We start from the raw sequence: 18060 nt of genomic DNA on the forward strand, positions 1-18060 counted from the left end.
ATGAACGGTCGGCTGCGCCGGATCATGCGCCGTCTGGGCGGTCTCTGCAAAATCGACTTGGGTCATCACCAGCGGGTCTCGAATCTGTTGCGAAGATAGATGGCGAGGGCGTTCATCGCGAGCAGGAAGGCGAGCAGCACGATGATCGCGGCGCTCGTTTTCTCGATGAAGCCGCGGCTGACCTCATCCGACCACAGGAAGATTTGGACGGGCAGCACGGTGGCGGGATCGAACACGCCGCCCGGCGGCGTGACGATGAAGGCGCGCATGCCGATCAGCAGCAGCGGCGCGGTCTCGCCCAGCGCGCGGGCCATGCCGATGATCGTGCCGGTCAGAATGCCGGGCAGCGCGAGCGGAATGACGTGGTGGAACACGACCTGGATGCGGCTGGCGCCGATGCCGAGTGCGGCGTCGCGGATCGAGGGCGGCACCGATTTGATCGCGTTGCGCCCGGCGATGACGATCACCGGCATGATCATCAGCGCGAGCGTCAGGCCGCCGACGATCGGCGCCGAGCGCGGCAGGCCGAGCGTGCCGAGGAACACGGCGAGGCCGAGCAAGCCGAAGATGATCGAGGGCACCGCCGCGAGATTGTTGATCGACACCTCGATCAGGTCGGTCCAGCGGTTCTTGGGTGCATATTCCTCGAGATAGACCGCCGCGAGCACACCGATCGGGAAGGCGATCAGCAGCGTCACCAGCATCGTCAGCATCGAGCCCTTGAGCGCGCCCCAGATGCCCACCGCAGTGGGATCGGTCGAGTCGGCGCGGCTCAGGAAACTGGCGTTGAAGCCGCTCTGCAGCGCGCCGCGTTCGCGCAGCTGCTGGACGGCGGTGCGGAACCCGGGCTCGCCGCCGCCATCGGCCGCGGCATCGAGCTCGCTCGACGCCGGCACCCAGATATGCGTGCTCTGGCTGAGCAAATTGGGATCTTCCTTGATCGCGTCGCGCACCGCGGTCCAGGCGTTCTCGGCGATCAGCTCCTCGCCCTTCTCGCCGAACGCTGCCGTGGCGGCAGTCTGCACGCGGTTCTCGAGGCCGGCGCCGGCGAGCGCGAGATCGGCGCCGCGCGTGCCGAGCTGCGCGCGGTCGACCTCGAGCGGCGCTGACTTGAAGTCGATCGGCAGCGAGACCTCGGTCCGCATGAAGCCGGCGGCGCCGTTGCCGATCATCGTCGCGAGCAGGAAGAACAGGAAGGCGGCGGACATGATGACCGCGCCCATCCCAATCCAGCGGAAGCGGCGCTCCGAGCGATAGCGCTTGCGGAGGCGCTTCTGCATCGCATCCGTCTTCCAGTCGGTCGGCGCGCGGAAATCGAGCGTGTCACTCATAGGCTTCGCGATACTTCTTCACGACGCGCAGGGCGACGATGTTGAGGAGGAAGGTGATCATGAACAGCGTGAGGCCCAGCGCGAAGGCGGCGAGCGTCTTGGGGCTGTCGAACTCGGCCTCGCCGGTCAGCAGGTCGACGATCTGCTTGGTGACGGTGGTGGCGCTCTCGAACGGGTTGAGCGTGACGTTGGCGGCGCCCGAGGCGGCCATCACCACGATCATCGTCTCGCCGATCGCGCGGCTGACCGCGAGCAGCACGCCCGCGACTACGCCAGGCAACGCGGCGGGCAGCAGCACGCGGCGGATCGTCTCGCTGGTCGTCGCGCCCATCGCCAGGCTGCCGTCGCGCATCGCACGCGGCACCGCTGCGATCGAATCATCGGCCATCGACGAGACGAAGGGGATGATCATCACGCCCATCACCAGGCCTGCGGAGAGCGCGCTCTCGGACGATGCGTAGGTGAAGCCGATCGACACCGCAAAGTCGCGGATCGCCGGGCCGACGGTCAATGCGGCGAAATAGCCATAGACCACGGTCGGCACGCCGGCGAGGATCTCGAGCAGCGGCTTCATCCACTGGCGCACGACCGGCCGGGCATATTGGGTCAGATAGATCGCGCTCATCAGCCCGAACGGGATGGCGACGAGCATCGCGATCACCGCGCCGATGAAGAAGGTGCCCCAGAACAACGGCACCGCGCCGAGCGTCGCGCCCGGATCGGCGGGATCGATCACCTGCGGACTCCACAAGGTCCCGAACAGGAAGTCGGTGATCGGCACCATCGAGAAGAAGCGCAGCGATTCGAACAACAGCGACAGGAAGATGCCGAGCGTGGTGAGGATCGCGATCAGCGAGGCGACCAGCAGCGCGAGCATCACGGTGTGCTCGACGCGGGTGCGTGCGCGGAACTCGGCCTTCACACGGGTATAGGCGAAGGCGCCGCCGGCGAAGGCGAGTAGGATCGCGATGCCGGTGCCGAGCCAGCCATAGAAGCGGCTCGCCTGGAGGTAGACGGGGGCGAGCTGCTCGGCGAGCGGGTAGAAGCCGTAATTGCCGCCCGCGGCGCGCGCGCGCACCTCGTTGAGGATCGCGTCGCGCTCATAGCCGAACATCGGGAGGCCCGATGCCTGGGGGGCCTGCAGCACCGCATCGGTGGCGAGCGAGGGAGTCAGCACGGACCAGGCGATGACGAAGATCAGCGCCGGGATGATCGTCCACATCGCGACATAGTGGCCGTGCTGGCCCGGCAGCGAGTGGAGCCGGTGCTTGCTCGTCGCGGCGAACCGCGCGGCGCGCGCGCGGCCGGTGAGCCAGGCGATGACGCCCAGCCCCGCGACGAGGAAGAGAAGCACATAGGGGTTCACGGGCTGGTCTCGGCCTTACTTGAGCGATGCGGCGTCGAGCACCGTTTCGCTTTCGATCGCCTTGGTCGAGGCGTCGCGCGCCGCCTGCGGGCTGGCGATCAGGCCGCGCTTCACCAGCGGGCCGTCAGGCGCCCACATCTGGGCATATTGCGCGAGGAACTCCTTGAGCCCCGGCACCGCCTTCAGATGCTGCTTCTTGACGTAGATATAGAGCGCGCGGGCGCCGGGATAGGTGTTGCCGGCGATCGTCTCATAGGTCGGCGTCACGCCTTCGATCGGCACGCCGTGGAGACGCTGGGCGTTCTCCTCGAGGTAGGAATAGCCGAAGATGCCGAGCGCGTTGGGATCGGTCGACAGCTTCTGGACGATCAGGTTGTCGTTCTCGCCCGAGTCGACATAGGCGGCGTCGCTGCGGATCAGCAGGCAGAGATTGTCGAACTTGTTCTTGTCCGAATCCTTTAGGCCCTTCGCCTCGGGATTAGCTTCCTCGCAGCCTTTCTCGAGGATCAGTTCGGCGAAGGCGTCGCGCGTGCCGCTGGTCGAGGGCGGGCCGAGCACCTTGATCGGGACCGCCGGAAGCGCCGGATTGACGTCCTTCCAGGTCTTGGCCGTGTTGGGCTTGCCCATCGGGTTGGCGGCGAGCGCGAGATAGATGTCCTTGCGGGTCAGCGCGAGCTTGGGCCCTGCGTTCGATTCGGCGAGCGCGATGCCGTCATTGCCGATCTGGATCTCGATCACCTCGGTGACGCCGTTCTTCTGGCACAGCTCGAACTCCGACTTCTTCATCCGGCGCGAGGCGTTGACGATGTCCGGGTGCGCGACGCCGATGCCGCCGCAGAACAGCTTCATGCCGGCGCCCGTGCCGCCCTGCTCGATCACCGGCGCCTTGGCCTGGCTGCTCTTGTTGACGAAGGCTTCGGCGACGGCAGTGGTGAACGGATAGACGGTGGAGGAACCCACTACCTTGATCTGGTCCCGAGTCGCCTGGCGATCGCAGCCGGCAAGCGCCAGCGCCGCGAGCGCGATCAAGGTGAAGCTGCGCATCTGTAGGTTCCTCGCTTGTGGGTCGAGTCGCGTGACGAGGGCCTTATCGCCGCCCCCGGGGCGGGGCTGTGTTGCAGTTAGGTTACGTTATGATGACATCGATCCCGGAACCTGTGCCGCGGGGAGAAGAATCGTCACGATGGTCCCGCTGCCGACGGCGCTCGAGATGTCGAGCCGGCCGCGATGCCGCTCGACGATATGCTTGACGATGGCGAGGCCGAGCCCGGTGCCGCCGGCGGCGCGGCTGCGGCTCGAATCGACGCGGTAGAAGCGTTCGGTGAGGCGCGGGAGGTGTTCTGGCGCGATTCCCTCGCCCTCGTCGCTGACGGTCACGCGCACCATCGACCCGCCCGAGCTGCGCAGCGACACGGTGACCGGGCTTCCTGCGCGGCCATATTTCATGGCGTTGCCGATGATGTTGTGGAGCAATTGCGAGAGCTGCACGCGATCGCCGCGGACCGGGGCGACCGGATCGCTGTCGATCACGATGTCGGCGGTGCGATCGGGGGCGAGCGCGGCGAGTTCGCCATGCACCTCGTCGACCAGCTCGGGAAGGTCGACCGACGTGTCGGGCGCGCGATATTTCTCGGCCTCGATCCGCGACAGCGACATGAGGTCGTCGATCAGCCGCTGCATGCGCCGCGCCTCATTGCCCATCACGCCGAGGAAGCGGGTGCGCGTCTCGGGGTCGTCGGCAGCGTCCTCGAGCGTCTCGACGAAGCCGAGGATCGAGGCGAGCGGGGTGCGCAGCTCGTGGCTGGCATTGGCGACGAAATCGACGCGGATGCGGTCCGCCGCGTGGCTGCCGGTACGGTCGCTCAGATGCACGATGCGGTGCCCGCCGGGCAGGGCGCGCACGCGCATCTCCCAATGCTGGTCGCGCGCGCCGAGGCCGACGAGCTGGATCGGCGCGCCGGCGGGCGCTTCCTCGGGATCGAGCAGGCGTTCGGCGGCGGCGGGATGGCGGATCGCGACTCGCACGTCTTCGCCCAGGATATGCGCGCCGAGCAGCGTCCGCGCGGCCTGGTTCGCCGCGATCACGCGATTGGCCGCGATGAGCAGCACCGGCTCGAAAATCGCCTCGATCGCCTCCGGAACGCCAGCGGTTATGGGCTCGGGCGGGAGCGTGTTGGTCTTGGTGTGCTCGGCAGGGGGCAAAGCGGCCAGCGCGGCGACTGCCGCGCCGACCAGGGCGATGCCCCCGGCCTCGACCCCCGCCGCGAGCCAGGCAGCGATTGCGGTGATCAGCACGGCGGCGAATGCGAGCAAGGTACGGGGTGCGGAAAGCCCGGGCATGTCCGGCCTCTAGATTCTGGTTCAGCAAAGCTGAACCGGTTGCCGCACCAGCCCGCTCCCCCACCCGGAGCGGGCTGGTGCCGATTCAGCGCAGCTGAATCCGCCTCTAGCCCAGATATGGGACGCGGCGCCACCGCTTCGGCGCTTGCGCCCGATTCACCTTTGTGAAAGGCAGCTGTGGCAGGGAGGGAAGATGGGCGACGACAATTCCCACGACGCCGGGCTGCCGAAAAAGCCGAGCCGCCGCGCGCTGATGCTGGGCGCGGCGAGCGCGTCGGCGATCGTCTCGATCAAGCCGGCGCTCGCGCAGACCGCGGGGTCGGTGCTCAATTGCGAGATCCCGGTGCCCGATGCGGGTCGTGCCGGCAGCTATATCGCCGCCGACGGATCGGTGGTGCCCGCCGGCACCAAGGACGCGTTCCCGCCCGCGGGCCGCGCCTTCCGCGGCGAGGAAGTGAAGCAGGCGCTGGGCGGCGCGAACCTGCCGGGCACGACCTATGACCAGAGCCGCGCCTATACCAACTATATCCGCCGCTTGCAGCGCGGGACGAGCGGCTTCACCTGCTTCGCATCGCTCCAGATGCCGCGCGGCTAGGCGCGGCCCGTGACCCGCTACCGCGCCGCGGCCGCCGCGACGCTCCGGATCGTCCCGCTCGATGCGCTGACCCTGGTCTATCACCGCGCCTCGGGGATCACCCATGTGGTGGATTCGCCGGTGCCCGAGTTGCTCGAGGCACTGGGCGGCGACGCGCTGACGCTCGACGAGACGCTGGCGGCGCTGGCGGCGGCGCATGACCTGATCGATCCGGACGCGGGCGCGCTGGCGGCCAGGCTCGACGAGTTGGTCGCGGCGGGGCTGGTCGAGCAAGTCTGATGCGGCATTCGACGATGCTCCGGATCGGGCCGGTCGGGTTCCGCGTCGGAAGCGACTGGCGCGCGCCGGTCGCCGCGCTGCAGGAGCTGTATCGCGATTATCCCGCGCCTGAGGACGATATTCCGGATTTCAACGTCCGCCTGTTCGCCGCGCGCTTCTGGCGGCGCTGGCTGCGGCCCTCGGTGCAGATCGGCGGGGACTTCGTCATCCCCGACGCCGCGCCGCTGCCGCTGGCGCAGGGATTGCTGGCGGCGGAGATGGCGATGAACCTGCAGATGGCGCTGGGGCAGCGGCGCTACCTGCTGCTGCACGCCTCGGCGGTCGAGCGCGACGGCAAGGCGCTGCTGATGACCGGCGAATCGGGGGCGGGCAAGTCGACGCTGGCGGCGCTGCTGATGGCGCGCGGATGGCGGCTGATGGGCGACGAGTTCGCCTTGCTCGACCCCGCGACCGGCATGATCCACGGATTTCCGCGGCTGATCAGCCTCAAGAACGAGGCGATCGAGGTGATCGAGCGCGAGGTGCCGGGTGGGCGTTGGGGGCCGCGGCTCGAAGGGACGCCCAAGGGCACGATCCGGCATCTGGTGCCCGACGCGCGGTCGATCGCGGCGATGGGCGAGGCGGCGAGGCCGGCGCTGGTGCTGTTCCCTTCGTTCGGGTTCGAGACCGCGGAACGCGAGGTGTTTCCGAGCGAATGCTTCGTGCGGCTGACCCAGGCGTCGACAAATTATGTGACGCTCGGCGAGGCAGGGTTCGATGCGCTGACGGGGCTGGTGCGCGGCGTGCCGGCGCGGGCGATCGACTATCCCGATACGGCGACCGCGATCGCGACGGTCGAGCGGCTGTGGCGCGAGCTCGCATGAGCGGGGCGCTGCTGGCGCGCGCGCTGCGCGATCCCGCTTCGGTCGAGGCGCTGGATGCCGCGGGCTGGACCGCATTGCTGGCCGCGGCGCGTGCGGAGCAGCTGATCGGCACGCTGGCGTGGCGCGTCGAGGGGCTGGCGATGCCGGACGCGGTGCGGCGCGTGCTCGAGGATGCGCGCGCGACGGTCGAACAGGGGCGGATGGCCGCGCTCTGGGAGGCCGAGATGGCGCGGAGGGCACTGGCCGCCAGCGCCATGCCCGTCGTGCTGCTCAAGGGCACGGCGTTCGTCGCTGCCGGGCTGTCGGCGGGGCAGGGGCGGCAGATCGGCGATCTCGACATCCTCGTCCCGCGCGGCCGGATCGAGGAAGCCGAGGTGGCGTTGCTCGCGGCGGGCTGGGAATGGGTGAAGCCCGATCCCTATGACGACGCATATTACCGCCGCTGGATGCACGAGCTGCCCCCGCTGATCCATCGCGAGCGTGACCGGATGATCGACGTGCATCACACGATTCTGCCACTCACCGCACGGATCACGCCCGACGCGGCCGCGCTGATCGACAGCCGGGTGGCACTGGGCAATGGACTGTTCGTGCTGCCGCCCGAGGGGATGCTGGTGCATGCCGCCGCGCATCTGTTCGCCGATGGCGACTTGCAGGGCGGTCTGCGCAACCTGTGGGACATTCGCTGCCTGCTCAGCGAGTTCGGCGGAGTCGAGTTCGAGCTGAAGCTGGGCGCCTGCGCCGCGCAGCACGGTCTGGTGCGCGAGGTCGAGCGGGCGCTGCGCCTGTCCGCGCAGCTGTTCGGCGAGGGCACGCGGCTGACGCCGGTGGATCGTCTCTACGTCCGCCGCTTGCTCGCGCGTGACGGTTGGGGGCAGCCGACGCGCAAGGCGACCGAACTCGCCTTCTACCTGCGCGGCCATTGGCTGCGCATGCCGCCGCTCATGCTGGCGCGGCACCTATGGACGAAGTGGCGGAAGGGGCATTCCCCAACCTGAGCAGCGCCGGGATCAGCTCGTCATAGTCGTCGATCACCGCGTCGGCGCCGAGCTCCTCGACCGGCTGCATCAGGAAGCCGAAGCTGACCGCGATGCTCGGGATGCCCGCATTCTTCGCGGCGAGGATGTCGTAGATCGAATCACCAACGAACGCGGCGCGGCCGCCGCCGCCCAGAGCCTGGCAGCGCCGGATCATCTCGTGGATCGGCTCGGGCGAGGGCTTGGCGTTGCCCTTGCCCATCGTGTCGCCGCCGATCACGCAGGCGAAGCGATGGTGCAAAGCGAGCTCGGCGACGAGCTTCACCGCGAATCGCTCGAACTTGTTGGTGACGATGGCGATCCTCACGCCGTGTGATTCGAGCTCGTCGAGCGCCTCGATCAGTCCGGGAAAGGCCGTCGTGCCGCGCGTCAGATTGGCCTCATAATATTCGAGCAGGGCCGGATAGGCGCGCTTCATCGTCTCGGCGTCGAGTCCGCCTGAGGCTTCGAGCCCCTGCTCGAGCATATGCTTGGCGCCGCGGCCGATCATCGGTTTGACGGCATCGAGCGGGAGCGCCGGGCGGCCGACCAGTTCGAGCGCATGATTGGCCGCAGCGGCAAGGTCCGCGCTGGTGTCGAAGAGCGTGCCGTCGAGGTCGAAGCCGACGATATCGAAGGGGAAATCGATCATGTGCTGCCAAATGCCCGCGGCCCTATGGAAATAGCAAGATGATCGTGGCAGGGGCCGCGTCACGGAGGCCGTTTCGAGCATGACCACGCCACCCATCGCCGCGATCATCCTGGCTGCCGGCAGCGGCACGCGGATGAAGTCCGACACCCACAAGGTGCTGCACCCGATCGCCGGGCGGCCGATGCTGCTGCATCTGGTGGATACGGTCGCGGGCCTGTTACCCGAGCGGACCGTGGTGGTGGTTGGCGCGCGGCGCGAGCAGGTCGAGGCGGCGGTCGCCCCGCACGGGGTCGCGGTGGCGCACCAGGCCGAGCAGCTCGGCACCGGGCACGCCGTGGCGCAGGCGGAGGCGGCGCTGGCGGGTTTCGAAGGCAACGTGCTGGTCCTCTATGGCGACGTGCCACTGGTGCGCGGCGAGACGATGCGGCGGATGATCGCGCGGCTGCATGAAGCGGATTCACCGGCGGCGGTGGTGCTCGGCTTCCGGCCGGCCGATCCCGGCGCATATGGCCGGATCATCGCCGAGTCGGGCGGCCGAATCGCCAAGATGGTCGAGTATAAGGACGCCTCGCCCGAGGAACGCGCGACGACCTTGTGCAATTCGGGCCTGATGACGGTGCGTGCGGCGGATCTGTTCGCGCTGCTCGGCCGGGTCGGCAACGACAACGCGGCGGGCGAATATTATCTGCCCGACATCGTGATGCTAGCGGCGAGGGATGGCCGCAGCTCGGCGGTGATCGAGGCCGATGCGGTCGAGGTGACCGGCGTCAACAGCCGCGGCGAACTGGCCGCGCTCGAGGCCGAATGGCAGCGCGCGCGGCGCGCGCAGGCGATGGCCGAGGGCGCGACGCTGATCGCGCCGGAGACGGTGTGGTTCGCCTATGACACGGTGCTCGGCCGCGACGTGACGATCGAGCCGAACGTGGTGTTCGGGCCCGGCGTGACCGTGGCGGACGGGGTGAACATTCGCGGCTTCAGCCATATCGAGGGCGCGACGATCGGTGCCGGCGCCAGCGTCGGTCCCTATGCGCGGCTGCGTCCCGGTGCGGTGCTCGGCGAGGGCGCGCATGTCGGCAACTTCGTCGAGATGAAGAAGGCGGTGCTGGGCAAGGGCGCCAAGGCCAGCCACCTGACCTATCTGGGCGATGCCGAGGTGGGCGCGGGGGCGAACATCGGCGCGGGTACGATCACCTGCAACTATGACGGCTTTTTCAAGTCCAAGACCGTGATCGGCGAGGGCGCGTTCATAGGGTCGAACAGCGCGCTGGTGGCGCCAGTCAGCGTCGGCGCGGGCGCGATCGTCGCCGCGGGATCGGTGGTCACCAAGGACGTGGAGGCCGACGCGCTGGCGCTGGTGCGGCCCGAGCAGGTCGCCAAGCCCGGCTGGGCGAAGCGGTTCCGCGCGATGATGCAGGCGCGCAAGGAGGCGAAATGAGTGAGCGTTACGCGGGCAAGCCGTTCCTTGAACTGCTCGATTCCTATGTGCTCGATGCCATCGGCCATCTCGACGCCGCGCGCGATGCCGCGCTGACCGCGCGCGAGGCCGAGTTCCGCCAGATGTTCGGCGGCACCGGCGACTGGCGGGCGCAGGTCGTGCAGCGGATGCAGTTCCCCGGCGGCATGGCGGGCGCGGTGCGCGAACTGTGGGAGAAGGGCGCGGCGAAGTTCGCTGCGGCGCAAGGGCATCAGCCCGATCCGCAGGAATTCACGCGCAACTTCGTGGACAAGAATTTCCCGCATTGAGGCCGCGCGGTGCGCGATCTCTCTTGACGTGATATCACGATATGATATCAGTATATCAATGACCCGCATCCTTGCCGACCTGCCCGATGAGGACATCAAATGGCTCGACAGCCTTGCCGCCGAGCAGGGCAAGTCGCGCGCCGCCGTGCTCCGTGAGGCGGTGGCCGCCTATCGCGCCGAGGCGCCGAAGGACTGGCTGGAGATCGGATTCGGCGCGTGGAAGGACCGCGACGATATCGGTGATGCTGTCGAATGGCAGCGGCGCGAGCGGGCTTCGTGGACGCGTCCCTGGGATGATGACTATGAAGAGGTGAAGGCCGAGTTCCCGGACCTGTTCGACGCCGAGGACGATCGCCAGCGGCAGATCTATCTCGATATGAAGGCGGGCCGTTATCCCGACCCCAAAAAGCCCCGGTCCAAGTGAGCGGCTTCTCCTTCGACTCCAATATCCTTATCGACGCGCTCAAGGGTCTGGAGGCTGCGCGCGACGAACTGCGCCGCGCGACGTCCGGGGGTGCGCGCGCGTGGATCAGCCGCATGGTCTGGATCGAGGTGCTGTCAAAAGGATCGGGCGAAGGTTTGCGGCGCGCGGAGATCCTGCTGTCCGGCTTCGGCATCGACGAAGTGGACGTCGAGATCGCGACCCGCGCCGCAAGCTTGCGCCGCGAACGGCAACGGCTGCGCTCGCCGGATGCGATCATTCTCGCGACCGCGATGCTGCGCGGTCGCGTCCTCGTTACCCGCAACACCAGGGATTTCCCGGCGGCGATGCCGGGTATCCGCGTTCCCTATATCCTCTAGAACCGAGACCGGCACATGTGTGGAATTGTTGGAATCCTGGGCAAGGAAGACGTTGCCGACCGGCTGCTCGACGGCCTCAAGCGGCTCGAATATCGCGGCTATGACTCGGCGGGGATCGCGACGATCGTCGACGGCGCGATCGCGCGGCGGCGCGCTTCGGGCAAGCTGGTCAACCTCGGCCGCGAGCTCGCGGCGGACCCGCTCGCCGGGACGGTGGGCATCGCGCATACGCGCTGGGCGACGCATGGCGGACCGACCACCAACAACGCGCACCCGCACGCGACCGGCGAGGTGGCGCTGGTCCACAACGGCATCATCGAGAATTTCAAGCCGCTGCGCGAGGAACTGCTCGCGCGCGGCCGCAAGTTCGACAGCGAGACCGATACCGAGATCGTCGCGCATCTGGTGAGCGAGCAGGTCGAGAACGGCGCCGACCCGGTGGAGGCGGTGAAGACGGTGCTGCCGCGGCTGCACGGCGCCTTCGCGCTCGCCATCCTGTTCCGTCAGCATCCCGACATGCTGATCGGCGCGCGGCTCGGCTCGCCGCTGGTGGTGGGATACGGGGAGGGCGAGACCTATCTCGGCTCCGACGCGCTGGCGCTGGCGCCGCTGACCCAGCGCATCTCCTATCTCGAGGAAGGCGACTGGGTCGTGCTGACCCGCGAGGGGGTGCAAGTCTATGACGTCGACAATAATCCCGTGGAGCGGCCGATCGTCAATTCGGGCGCCTCGGGCCAACTGATCGACAAGGGCAACCATCGCCACTTCATGGCCAAGGAGATCTACGAGCAGCCGATCGTGGTCGCGCAGACGCTGCGCGGTTATCTCCAGCGGCTCGAGGACCAGGTGACGCTGCCGATTCCCGACTTCGACCTGTCGGTGGTCAAGCGCGTGACGATCGTGGCGTGCGGCACCAGCTATTATGCCGGGATGGTCGCCAAATACTGGTTCGAGCAGTTCGCCCGGGTCGCGGTCGACATCGATGTGGCGAGCGAGTTCCGCTACCGCGCCCCGGTGATGGAGGATGGCGGGCTGATGATCGTCATCAGCCAGTCGGGCGAGACCGCCGACACGCTCGCCGCGCTGCGCCACGCCAAGGCCGAGGGGCAGACGATCGCCGCAGTGGTCAATGTACCGACCAGCACGATGGCGCGCGAGGCGGACCTGCTGCTGCCGACGCATGCCGGGCCGGAGATCGGCGTCGCCTCGACCAAGGCGTTCACCTGCCAGCTTGCGGTGCTCGCCGCGCTCGCCGCCAACCTCGCCAAGGCCAAGGGGCGGATGACCCCGGCCGAGGAGAAGGACATCGTCCATCACCTTGCCGAAGCGCCGGCCGCGCTCAACGCCGCGCTGTCCTATGACGAGGCGATCGAGGGGATGGCGGGCAGCGTCGCCGGGGCGCGCGACGTGCTCTATCTGGGGCGCGGGACCGACTATCCGCTGGCGCTGGAAGGTGCGCTCAAGCTCAAGGAGATCAGCTATATCCACGCCGAGGGCTATGCCGCGGGCGAGATGAAGCACGGGCCGATCGCGCTGATCGACGAGAATGTGCCGGTGATCGTGATCGCGCCCTCGGGCCCGCTGTTCGAGAAGACCGTGAGCAACATGCAGGAAGTGCAGGCGCGCGGCGGCAAGGTGGTGCTGATCAGCGACGCGGAGGGGATCGCGGCGGCGGGCGAGAACTGCCTCGCGACGATCGAGATGCCCAAGGTGCATCCGCTGATCGCGCCGATCGTCTATGCGGTGCCGGTGCAGCTGCTCGCCTATCATGTCGCGGTGGCGAAGGGGACCGATGTCGACCAGCCGCGCAACCTCGCCAAGTCGGTGACGGTGGAGTAGCGCGATGCGGATCGCACGCCGCTGGCTGATCGGAGCCGCGCTGGCGCTGGCGGTTATGCCGGCGCAGGCACAGCGGCGCGACGGGCCGCTGGTGCTGGCGGCGGCGAGCCTGCAGGAATCGATGACCGCGGCCGCGGACGCCTGGGCGCGGCGCGGGAATGCGCGGCCGGTGCTGTCGTTCGCCGCCTCATCGGTGCTTGCGCGGCAGGTGGCCGCAGGGGCGCGTGCCGATCTGTTCGTGTCGGCGGACCTGGAGTGGATGGATTTCCTGGAGCAGCGCGGGATGGTGGCACCCGGCACCCGCGCGCCCTTCCTCGGCAACCGGCTGGTGCTGGTGGCGCTGGCCGGCGCGCCGGTCGAGCAGCGCCCGCTGGCGGCGATGCTGCGCGGGCGGATCGCGGTGGCGGACCCGGCATCGGTGCCCGCCGGCCGCTATGTCGAGGCGGCGCTGCGCAAGCTCGGGCTGTGGCAGGCCGCGGCACCGCAGCTGGTGCGCGCCGAGAATGTCCGCGCCGCGCTTGCGCTGGTCGAGCGCGGGGCGGCGCCCTACGGCATCGTCTATGCGACCGATGCGCGTGCATCGCGGCGGGTGCGCGTCGCGGGGGTTTTCCCGCAATCGAGCCATCCGCCGATCGTCTATCCCCTCGCGCGGCTGCGGAGCTCGGCGCATCCCGAGGCGGAGGGGTTCCGGCGCTTCCTCCTGTCGGGCGAGGGGCGGGCGATCTTCACCCGCTTCGGCTTCTCGCGGCGCTGATGCTGGAGGGCGGCATCTGGCCGGTGGTCGTGCTGTCGCTCAAGGTGGGGCTGGTGGCGACCGCCGCGACCCTGCCGCTCGCGTTCGCGCTCGCCTTCCTCCTCGCCCGCGCGCGGTTTTCGGGGAAGGTGCTGATCGACGGGCTGGTGCATCTTCCGCTCGTCGTTCCGCCAGTGGTGACGGGGTGGCTGCTGCTGCTCGCCTTTGCGCCTGCGGGGCCCGTCGGCGGCTGGCTCGAGCGCTGGTTCGGGGTGAGCGTGATGTTCCGCTGGACCGGTGCGGCGATCGCGGCGGGGGTGATGGCGCTGCCGCTGATGGTGCGCGCGATGCGGCTGTCGATCGAGGCGGTGGACCGGCGGCTGGAGGATGCCGCGCGGACGCTGGGCGCGGCGCGGACGCGAGTGTTCTGGACGATCACGCTGCCGCTGAGCCTGCCCGGGGTGCTCGCCGCCGCGGTGCTGGGGTTCGCGCGGGCGCTGGGCGAGTTCGGGGCCACTATCACTTTCGTGTCCAACGTCCCGGGCCAGACGCAGACGCTGCCGCTCGCCATCTATGCTGCGCTGCAGATGTCCGAGGGGGAGACGCAGGTGCTGCGGCTGGCCCTGATCTCGGTCGCGCTGTCGCTGGCCGCGCTGGTGGTGTCGGAACTGCTGGCCCGGCGCGCGGGACGGGGCGTCCATGTCCTTTGACATCGCGGTCGAGAAAAGGCGCGGCGACGCCGAGATCGCGTGCCGGATCGAGGGCGGCACGGGCATTACCGTGTTGTTCGGCCCGTCCGGCGCGGGCAAGACCAGCGTGCTGGACATGGTCGCGGGGCTGCTCCGGCCAGACAAGGGCCAGGTGCGCGTCGGCGGCGAGACGCTGTTCGATGCGGCGGCGGGCGTGAACCTGCCCCCCGAGCGCCGCCGCGCGGGCTATGTATTCCAGGACTCGCGCCTCTTCCCGCACCTCAGCGTTCGCGCGAACCTGCTCTACGGCGCGGGGGGCGATCCCTCGGGGCTGGACGAACTGGCTACCCGGTTCGGGATCGCGCATCTGCTCGATCGCTGGCCGCGGTCGCTTTCGGGGGGCGAGGCGCGGCGCGTGGCGATCGGGCGGGCGTTGCTCGCCAAACCCGCCTTCCTGCTGCTCGACGAGCCGCTCTCGTCGCTCGACCGCGCCCGGCGCGAGGAAATCATGCAGGTGATCGAGCAGCTGCGCGACGAATCGGGGCTGCCGATCCTGATGGTCACGCACGACCAGGCCGAAGCGGAGCGGCTGGGCGACCGGATCGTCGAACTCTAGGCTATTCGCGGGCCGCCAGTTCATCCCGGCGCCGAACCAGATATTGTTTCTCGGCATCGCTGGTGGAGAGGCGGATCGCGGCTTCGAACGCCTCGCGCGCCGGCTCGATCCTGCCGCCGCGCGCGAGGAGGTCGGCGCGCACGGCGTGATAGGGCTGATAGGCCGCCAGCCCGGTGCCGAGCGGCGCGAGCCGGGCCAGTGCCGCCTCCGGCCCTTCGGCATAGGAGAGCGCCACGATACGGTTGAGTTCGAACACCGGGTTGGGCTGCACCGCGATCAGGGCGTCGTAGATCAGCGCGATTTCCTGCCAGTCGGTCCTTGCGAAGCTCTCCGCTTCCGCGTGCACCGCGGCGATCGCGGCCTGGAGCTGGTAGGAGCCCGGCCGGCCGCGGCGCAGCGCCCTGACCAGCAGCGCCGTGCCTTCACCGATCGCCGCGCGGTCCCATCGGCTGCGGTCCTGCCGCTCGAGCGTGACGATCTCGCCCAGCGCGCCGATCCGGGTACCGAAGCGCGAGCGATGCAGCAGCATCAGCGCCAGCAGGCCCTCGATTTCCGCTTCGTGCGGGATCAGCGCGACGAGGATCCGGCACAACCGGATCGCCTCCTCGCACAGATCGACGCGCAGATATTCGTCCGACGATGCGGCATAGCCGGCGTTGAAGATCAGGTAGATCACCACCAGCAGCGCGTCGAGGCGCGCGGGCCAGTCCTCCGGTCCGGGAACTTCATAGGGAATGCCGGCTCGCGCGATCTTGTGGCGGGCGCGCACCAGCCGCTGCGCCATCGACTCATGGCTGACCAGATAGGCGCGCGCGATCTCCTCGGTGCGCAGCCCGCCGATCGAACGCAGCGTCAGCGCGACGCTGGTCTGCCGGTCGAGTGCGGGGTGGCAGCAGGTGAAGATCAGCTTCAGCCGCTCGTCGGCGATGACATCGTCGCCGCCAGCCTCCCCCGCCGCATTGTCGAGCGCGATCAGTTCGGCGAGTTCGGCGGCCTTGGCCTGGAAATTGGCGGCGCGGCGCAGCCGGTCGATCGCCTTGCGCCGCGCGGTGCGCATCAGCCAGGCCGAGGGCGAACCCGGCACGCCCGAGCGCTGCCAATGGATCAGCGCCGACTCGACCGCGTCCTGCAGGCTGTCCTCGGCGAGCTGGAAGTCCCGGAGGTTCGCGACCAGGAGAGACAGCAGCCGGCCTCCGTCCTGGCGGACGATCCGTTCGATCGCCGCCGCGACGGCGCCCAGTGCTGTTTCTCCCGGGTGCAACGCTATTGCTGGAGGTTCTGGATCGGCCGCACCTCGACCGAGCCGTAAGTCGCCGTCGGGATCATGGCGGCATAGCGCAGCGCATCGTCGAGGGTCGGACAATCGAAGATGTAGTAGCCGCCGAGCTGCTCCTTCGATTCGGCGAAGGGCCCGTCGAGCGTCTCGGTGCGGCCGTCGCGGATGCGTAGCGTAGTGGCTGTCGAACTCGCCTCCAGCGCCTCGCCGGCGACCAGCACGCCGTCCTTCGCGAAACGCTCGTTGGCAGCCTGATAGGCCGCCATGAACGGCCCGAATTCGGGCGTGCCATAGGCCGGCGACGAGCCCGGCGCGCTATAGATCAATGCGATATATTTCATGGAACCGTCTCCCAGATTGGCCATCCGCCGGCATGGCGCGGCGCGCGATGACGAATGGCGGTGGTCGCGATCGACAAACTTGCGGAAAGAATCTTCAGAATTGTCGCCAGAGCAAGTAGCCGACCGCGCCGAGCATGGCGATCTGTGTGCCGATCCCCCCGACAAGCCGGAGCGGGGCCATCAGCCGCTCCACCGAGAGCCCGGCAACATGCGCGACGCGGGCCGCCAGGAACAGAATGCCCATGGCATGAAGCCATGGCGCTGCGAGGTCACTTGCTTCGCACAGTCCCATCAGGATCAGCATCAGCGGTGCGTTCTCAATCAGGTTGCCATGGCGCCGGATCGCGAGCGCGAGACCGAGATCGTCACCATGGAGGATCGAGATGCGCGCGCGGCCGCGTCTCGCGCTGACGATGTTGGCGAGCACGATGACGCCGAGAGCGACGAGCGATGCGTAGAGCGCGGTGACGTGGAAGGTCATGTGAGGTCTCCCCGTTTGACGCTGCACGATTGCAGCGTGCCATGACGAACGGGGCGGACGGCGATCGACACCGGGTCGGAAAAATTTGGAGCGGGTGAGGGGAATCGAACCCCCGTCGTAAGCTTGGGAAGCTTCTGCTCTACCATTGAGCTACACCCGCTCGGGCGTGCGCTGCATATGACGCGGGTGGGGGCCGGTTCAAGTCCATTCTTGAATTCGGGTACGGTCCGGCGGCATGGGCGGCGGGAGAGAGGTGCCCCATGAAGCTGCGTTCCCTGCTGTTCGTCCCCGGCGACCGTCCCGACCGGATGGAGAAGGCGCTGGCGAGCGGCGCCGATGCACTGATCCTCGACCTCGAGGATTCGGTGACGCCAGCCAACAAGGGCGCGGCGCGCAAGGCGGTGGCGGCGTTTCTGGCCGGGACGCGGAGCGATGTCGGCCTGTGGGTGCGGATCAACCCGCTCGATTCGGGAATGACGCAGGACGATCTGGCCGCAGCGCACGGTGCCGACGGGATCGTGCTGCCCAAGGCGGAGAGCGGCGCGGATGTGGCTTCGCTCGACGCGATGCTCGGCGGGATCGCGGCGCGGATCCTGCCGATCGCGACCGAGACGCCGGCGGCGGTGTTCGGCTTGGGGAGCTATGCCGGCTGCTCGCCGCGGCTCGCCGGGATCACCTGGGGCGCGGAGGACCTGCCCGCGGCGATCGGTGCGGTGTCGTCACGCGAGACGGACGGGAGCTACACGCCGCCCTATGAGATGATCCGCGCGCTTACGTTGTTCGGCGCGCATGCGGCGGGGGTGCGGGCGATCGAGACGGTCTATCCCGATTTCCGCAATCTCGACGGGCTCAAGGCCTATTGCGCGCGGGCGATGCGTGACGGGTTCACGGGGATGATGGCGATCCATCCGGCGCAGATCGAGATCATCAACGCGGCCTTCACGCCCAGCGAGGAGGCGGTGGTGCATGCGCGGCGCGTGGTGGCGGCGTTCGCGGCGAATCCGGAGGCGGGGGCGCTCCAGCTCGACGGCAAGATGATCGACGCGCCGCATCTCAAGCAGGCCGAGGCATTGCTAAAGCGCGCGGGGCTGGCATAGCG

Annotated in this window: 21 protein-coding genes and 1 tRNA gene; 13 read left to right on the forward strand and 9 right to left on the reverse strand. The window is 68.7% G+C overall.

Going from position 1 to position 18060, the window contains the following annotated elements; all coding sequences use genetic code 11:
• Window positions 1-65 precede the first annotated feature (65 nt).
• From pstA to OK349_RS18140, 4 genes are all read right to left on the reverse strand, one after another.
• On the reverse strand, window positions 66-1331 hold the full coding sequence (gene pstA / locus OK349_RS18125) for a phosphate ABC transporter permease PstA (protein WP_265119329.1): 1266 nt from the start codon (window positions 1329-1331) through the stop codon (window positions 66-68).
• A complete protein-coding gene (gene pstC, locus OK349_RS18130) occupies window positions 1324-2697 on the reverse strand; it encodes a phosphate ABC transporter permease subunit PstC (RefSeq protein WP_265119330.1) in 1374 nt (457 codons plus the stop codon). Before pstC ends, pstA begins: the two co-directional genes overlap by 8 nt.
• A gap of 15 nt (window positions 2698-2712) precedes the next feature.
• On the reverse strand, window positions 2713-3741 hold the full coding sequence (locus tag OK349_RS18135) for a substrate-binding domain-containing protein (protein ID WP_265119331.1): 1029 nt from the start codon (window positions 3739-3741) through the stop codon (window positions 2713-2715).
• Between the two features lie 87 nt (window positions 3742-3828).
• Entirely contained in the window at window positions 3829-5037 is a 1209-nt protein-coding gene (locus OK349_RS18140; RefSeq protein WP_265119332.1) for an ATP-binding protein, read from the reverse strand.
• 193 nt (window positions 5038-5230) lie between these two features.
• Between OK349_RS18140 and OK349_RS18145 the strand changes: the two genes are divergently transcribed.
• The 4 genes from OK349_RS18145 to OK349_RS18160 are packed head-to-tail and all read left to right on the forward strand — an operon-like array spanning window position 5231 to window position 7772.
• A complete protein-coding gene (locus OK349_RS18145) occupies window positions 5231-5632 on the forward strand; it encodes a hypothetical protein (protein WP_265119333.1) in 402 nt (133 codons plus the stop codon).
• A gap of 9 nt (window positions 5633-5641) precedes the next feature.
• Entirely contained in the window at window positions 5642-5911 is a 270-nt protein-coding gene (locus OK349_RS18150; protein WP_265119334.1) for an HPr-rel-A system PqqD family peptide chaperone, read from the forward strand.
• Window positions 5911-6774, forward strand: a complete 864-nt coding sequence (locus OK349_RS18155; protein WP_265119335.1) for an HprK-related kinase A — start codon at window positions 5911-5913, stop codon at window positions 6772-6774. Before OK349_RS18150 ends, OK349_RS18155 begins: the two co-directional genes overlap by 1 nt.
• On the forward strand, window positions 6771-7772 hold the full coding sequence (locus OK349_RS18160) for a nucleotidyltransferase domain-containing protein (RefSeq protein WP_265119336.1): 1002 nt from the start codon (window positions 6771-6773) through the stop codon (window positions 7770-7772). The genes OK349_RS18155 and OK349_RS18160 overlap by 4 nt, the downstream gene beginning before the upstream one ends.
• On the opposite strand, the gene OK349_RS18165 is transcribed toward OK349_RS18160, so the two are convergent.
• On the reverse strand, window positions 7717-8442 hold the full coding sequence (locus tag OK349_RS18165) for an HAD-IA family hydrolase (RefSeq protein WP_265119337.1): 726 nt from the start codon (window positions 8440-8442) through the stop codon (window positions 7717-7719). The genes OK349_RS18160 and OK349_RS18165 overlap by 56 nt on opposite strands.
• A 79-nt stretch (window positions 8443-8521) precedes the next feature.
• On the opposite strand from OK349_RS18165, the gene glmU reads away from it, so the two are divergent.
• Genes glmU through OK349_RS18205 form a run of 8 tightly spaced genes read left to right on the forward strand, consistent with a single transcriptional unit; the run spans window position 8522 to window position 14863 of the window.
• Window positions 8522-9877, forward strand: a complete 1356-nt coding sequence (gene glmU / locus OK349_RS18170; protein ID WP_265119338.1) for a bifunctional UDP-N-acetylglucosamine diphosphorylase/glucosamine-1-phosphate N-acetyltransferase GlmU — start codon at window positions 8522-8524, stop codon at window positions 9875-9877.
• Window positions 9874-10185, forward strand: a complete 312-nt coding sequence (locus tag OK349_RS18175; RefSeq protein WP_265119339.1) for a hypothetical protein — start codon at window positions 9874-9876, stop codon at window positions 10183-10185. The genes glmU and OK349_RS18175 overlap by 4 nt, the downstream gene beginning before the upstream one ends.
• 58 nt (window positions 10186-10243) lie before the next feature.
• A complete protein-coding gene (locus tag OK349_RS18180) occupies window positions 10244-10609 on the forward strand; it encodes a ribbon-helix-helix domain-containing protein (protein ID WP_265119340.1) in 366 nt (121 codons plus the stop codon).
• Window positions 10606-10986: a type II toxin-antitoxin system VapC family toxin gene (locus OK349_RS18185; RefSeq protein ID WP_265119341.1), complete on the forward strand. Its 381-nt coding sequence runs from the start codon at window positions 10606-10608 to the stop codon at window positions 10984-10986. The genes OK349_RS18180 and OK349_RS18185 overlap by 4 nt, the downstream gene beginning before the upstream one ends.
• Before the next feature lie 15 nt (window positions 10987-11001).
• Complete coding sequence (gene glmS / locus OK349_RS18190) at window positions 11002-12825, forward strand: glutamine--fructose-6-phosphate transaminase (isomerizing) (protein ID WP_265119342.1); 1824 nt, start codon at window positions 11002-11004, stop codon at window positions 12823-12825.
• Window positions 12826-12829: 4 nt separating this feature from the next.
• Entirely contained in the window at window positions 12830-13579 is a 750-nt protein-coding gene (gene modA / locus OK349_RS18195) for a molybdate ABC transporter substrate-binding protein (RefSeq protein ID WP_265119343.1), read from the forward strand.
• Entirely contained in the window at window positions 13579-14268 is a 690-nt protein-coding gene (modB, locus tag OK349_RS18200; RefSeq protein WP_265119344.1) for a molybdate ABC transporter permease subunit, read from the forward strand. Before modA ends, modB begins: the two co-directional genes overlap by 1 nt.
• Window positions 14258-14863 carry an ATP-binding cassette domain-containing protein gene (locus OK349_RS18205; protein WP_265119345.1) on the forward strand — a complete coding sequence of 202 codons (606 nt, stop codon included), beginning with the start codon at window positions 14258-14260 and terminating at the stop codon, window positions 14861-14863. The genes modB and OK349_RS18205 overlap by 11 nt, the downstream gene beginning before the upstream one ends.
• Window position 14864: 1 nt before the next feature.
• On the opposite strand, the gene OK349_RS18210 is transcribed toward OK349_RS18205, so the two are convergent.
• The 4 genes from OK349_RS18210 to OK349_RS18225 all read right to left on the reverse strand — a co-directional run bounded on the left by OK349_RS18210 (window position 14865) and on the right by OK349_RS18225 (window position 17121).
• Window positions 14865-16124, reverse strand: a complete 1260-nt coding sequence (locus tag OK349_RS18210; RefSeq protein ID WP_265119346.1) for an RNA polymerase sigma factor — start codon at window positions 16122-16124, stop codon at window positions 14865-14867.
• 2 nt (window positions 16125-16126) lie between these two features.
• Window positions 16127-16480, reverse strand: coding sequence for a YciI family protein (locus OK349_RS18215; RefSeq protein WP_265119347.1), 354 nt, complete (start codon window positions 16478-16480; stop codon window positions 16127-16129).
• A gap of 94 nt (window positions 16481-16574) precedes the next feature.
• Window positions 16575-16961, reverse strand: coding sequence for an MAPEG family protein (locus OK349_RS18220; protein WP_265119348.1), 387 nt, complete (start codon window positions 16959-16961; stop codon window positions 16575-16577).
• 86 nt (window positions 16962-17047) lie between these two features.
• Window positions 17048-17121, reverse strand: a tRNA-Gly gene (locus OK349_RS18225).
• Window positions 17122-17221: 100 nt separating this feature from the next.
• Between OK349_RS18225 and OK349_RS18230 the strand changes: the two genes are divergently transcribed.
• A complete protein-coding gene (locus OK349_RS18230) occupies window positions 17222-18058 on the forward strand; it encodes an HpcH/HpaI aldolase/citrate lyase family protein (protein WP_265119349.1) in 837 nt (278 codons plus the stop codon).
• The last annotated feature ends 2 nt before the right edge of the window (window positions 18059-18060 follow it).

The sequence above is a fragment of the Sphingomonas sp. BT-65 genome, from assembly GCF_026107375.2.
In the GTDB taxonomy this organism is placed as follows: Bacteria; Pseudomonadota; Alphaproteobacteria; order Sphingomonadales; family Sphingomonadaceae; genus Sphingomonas.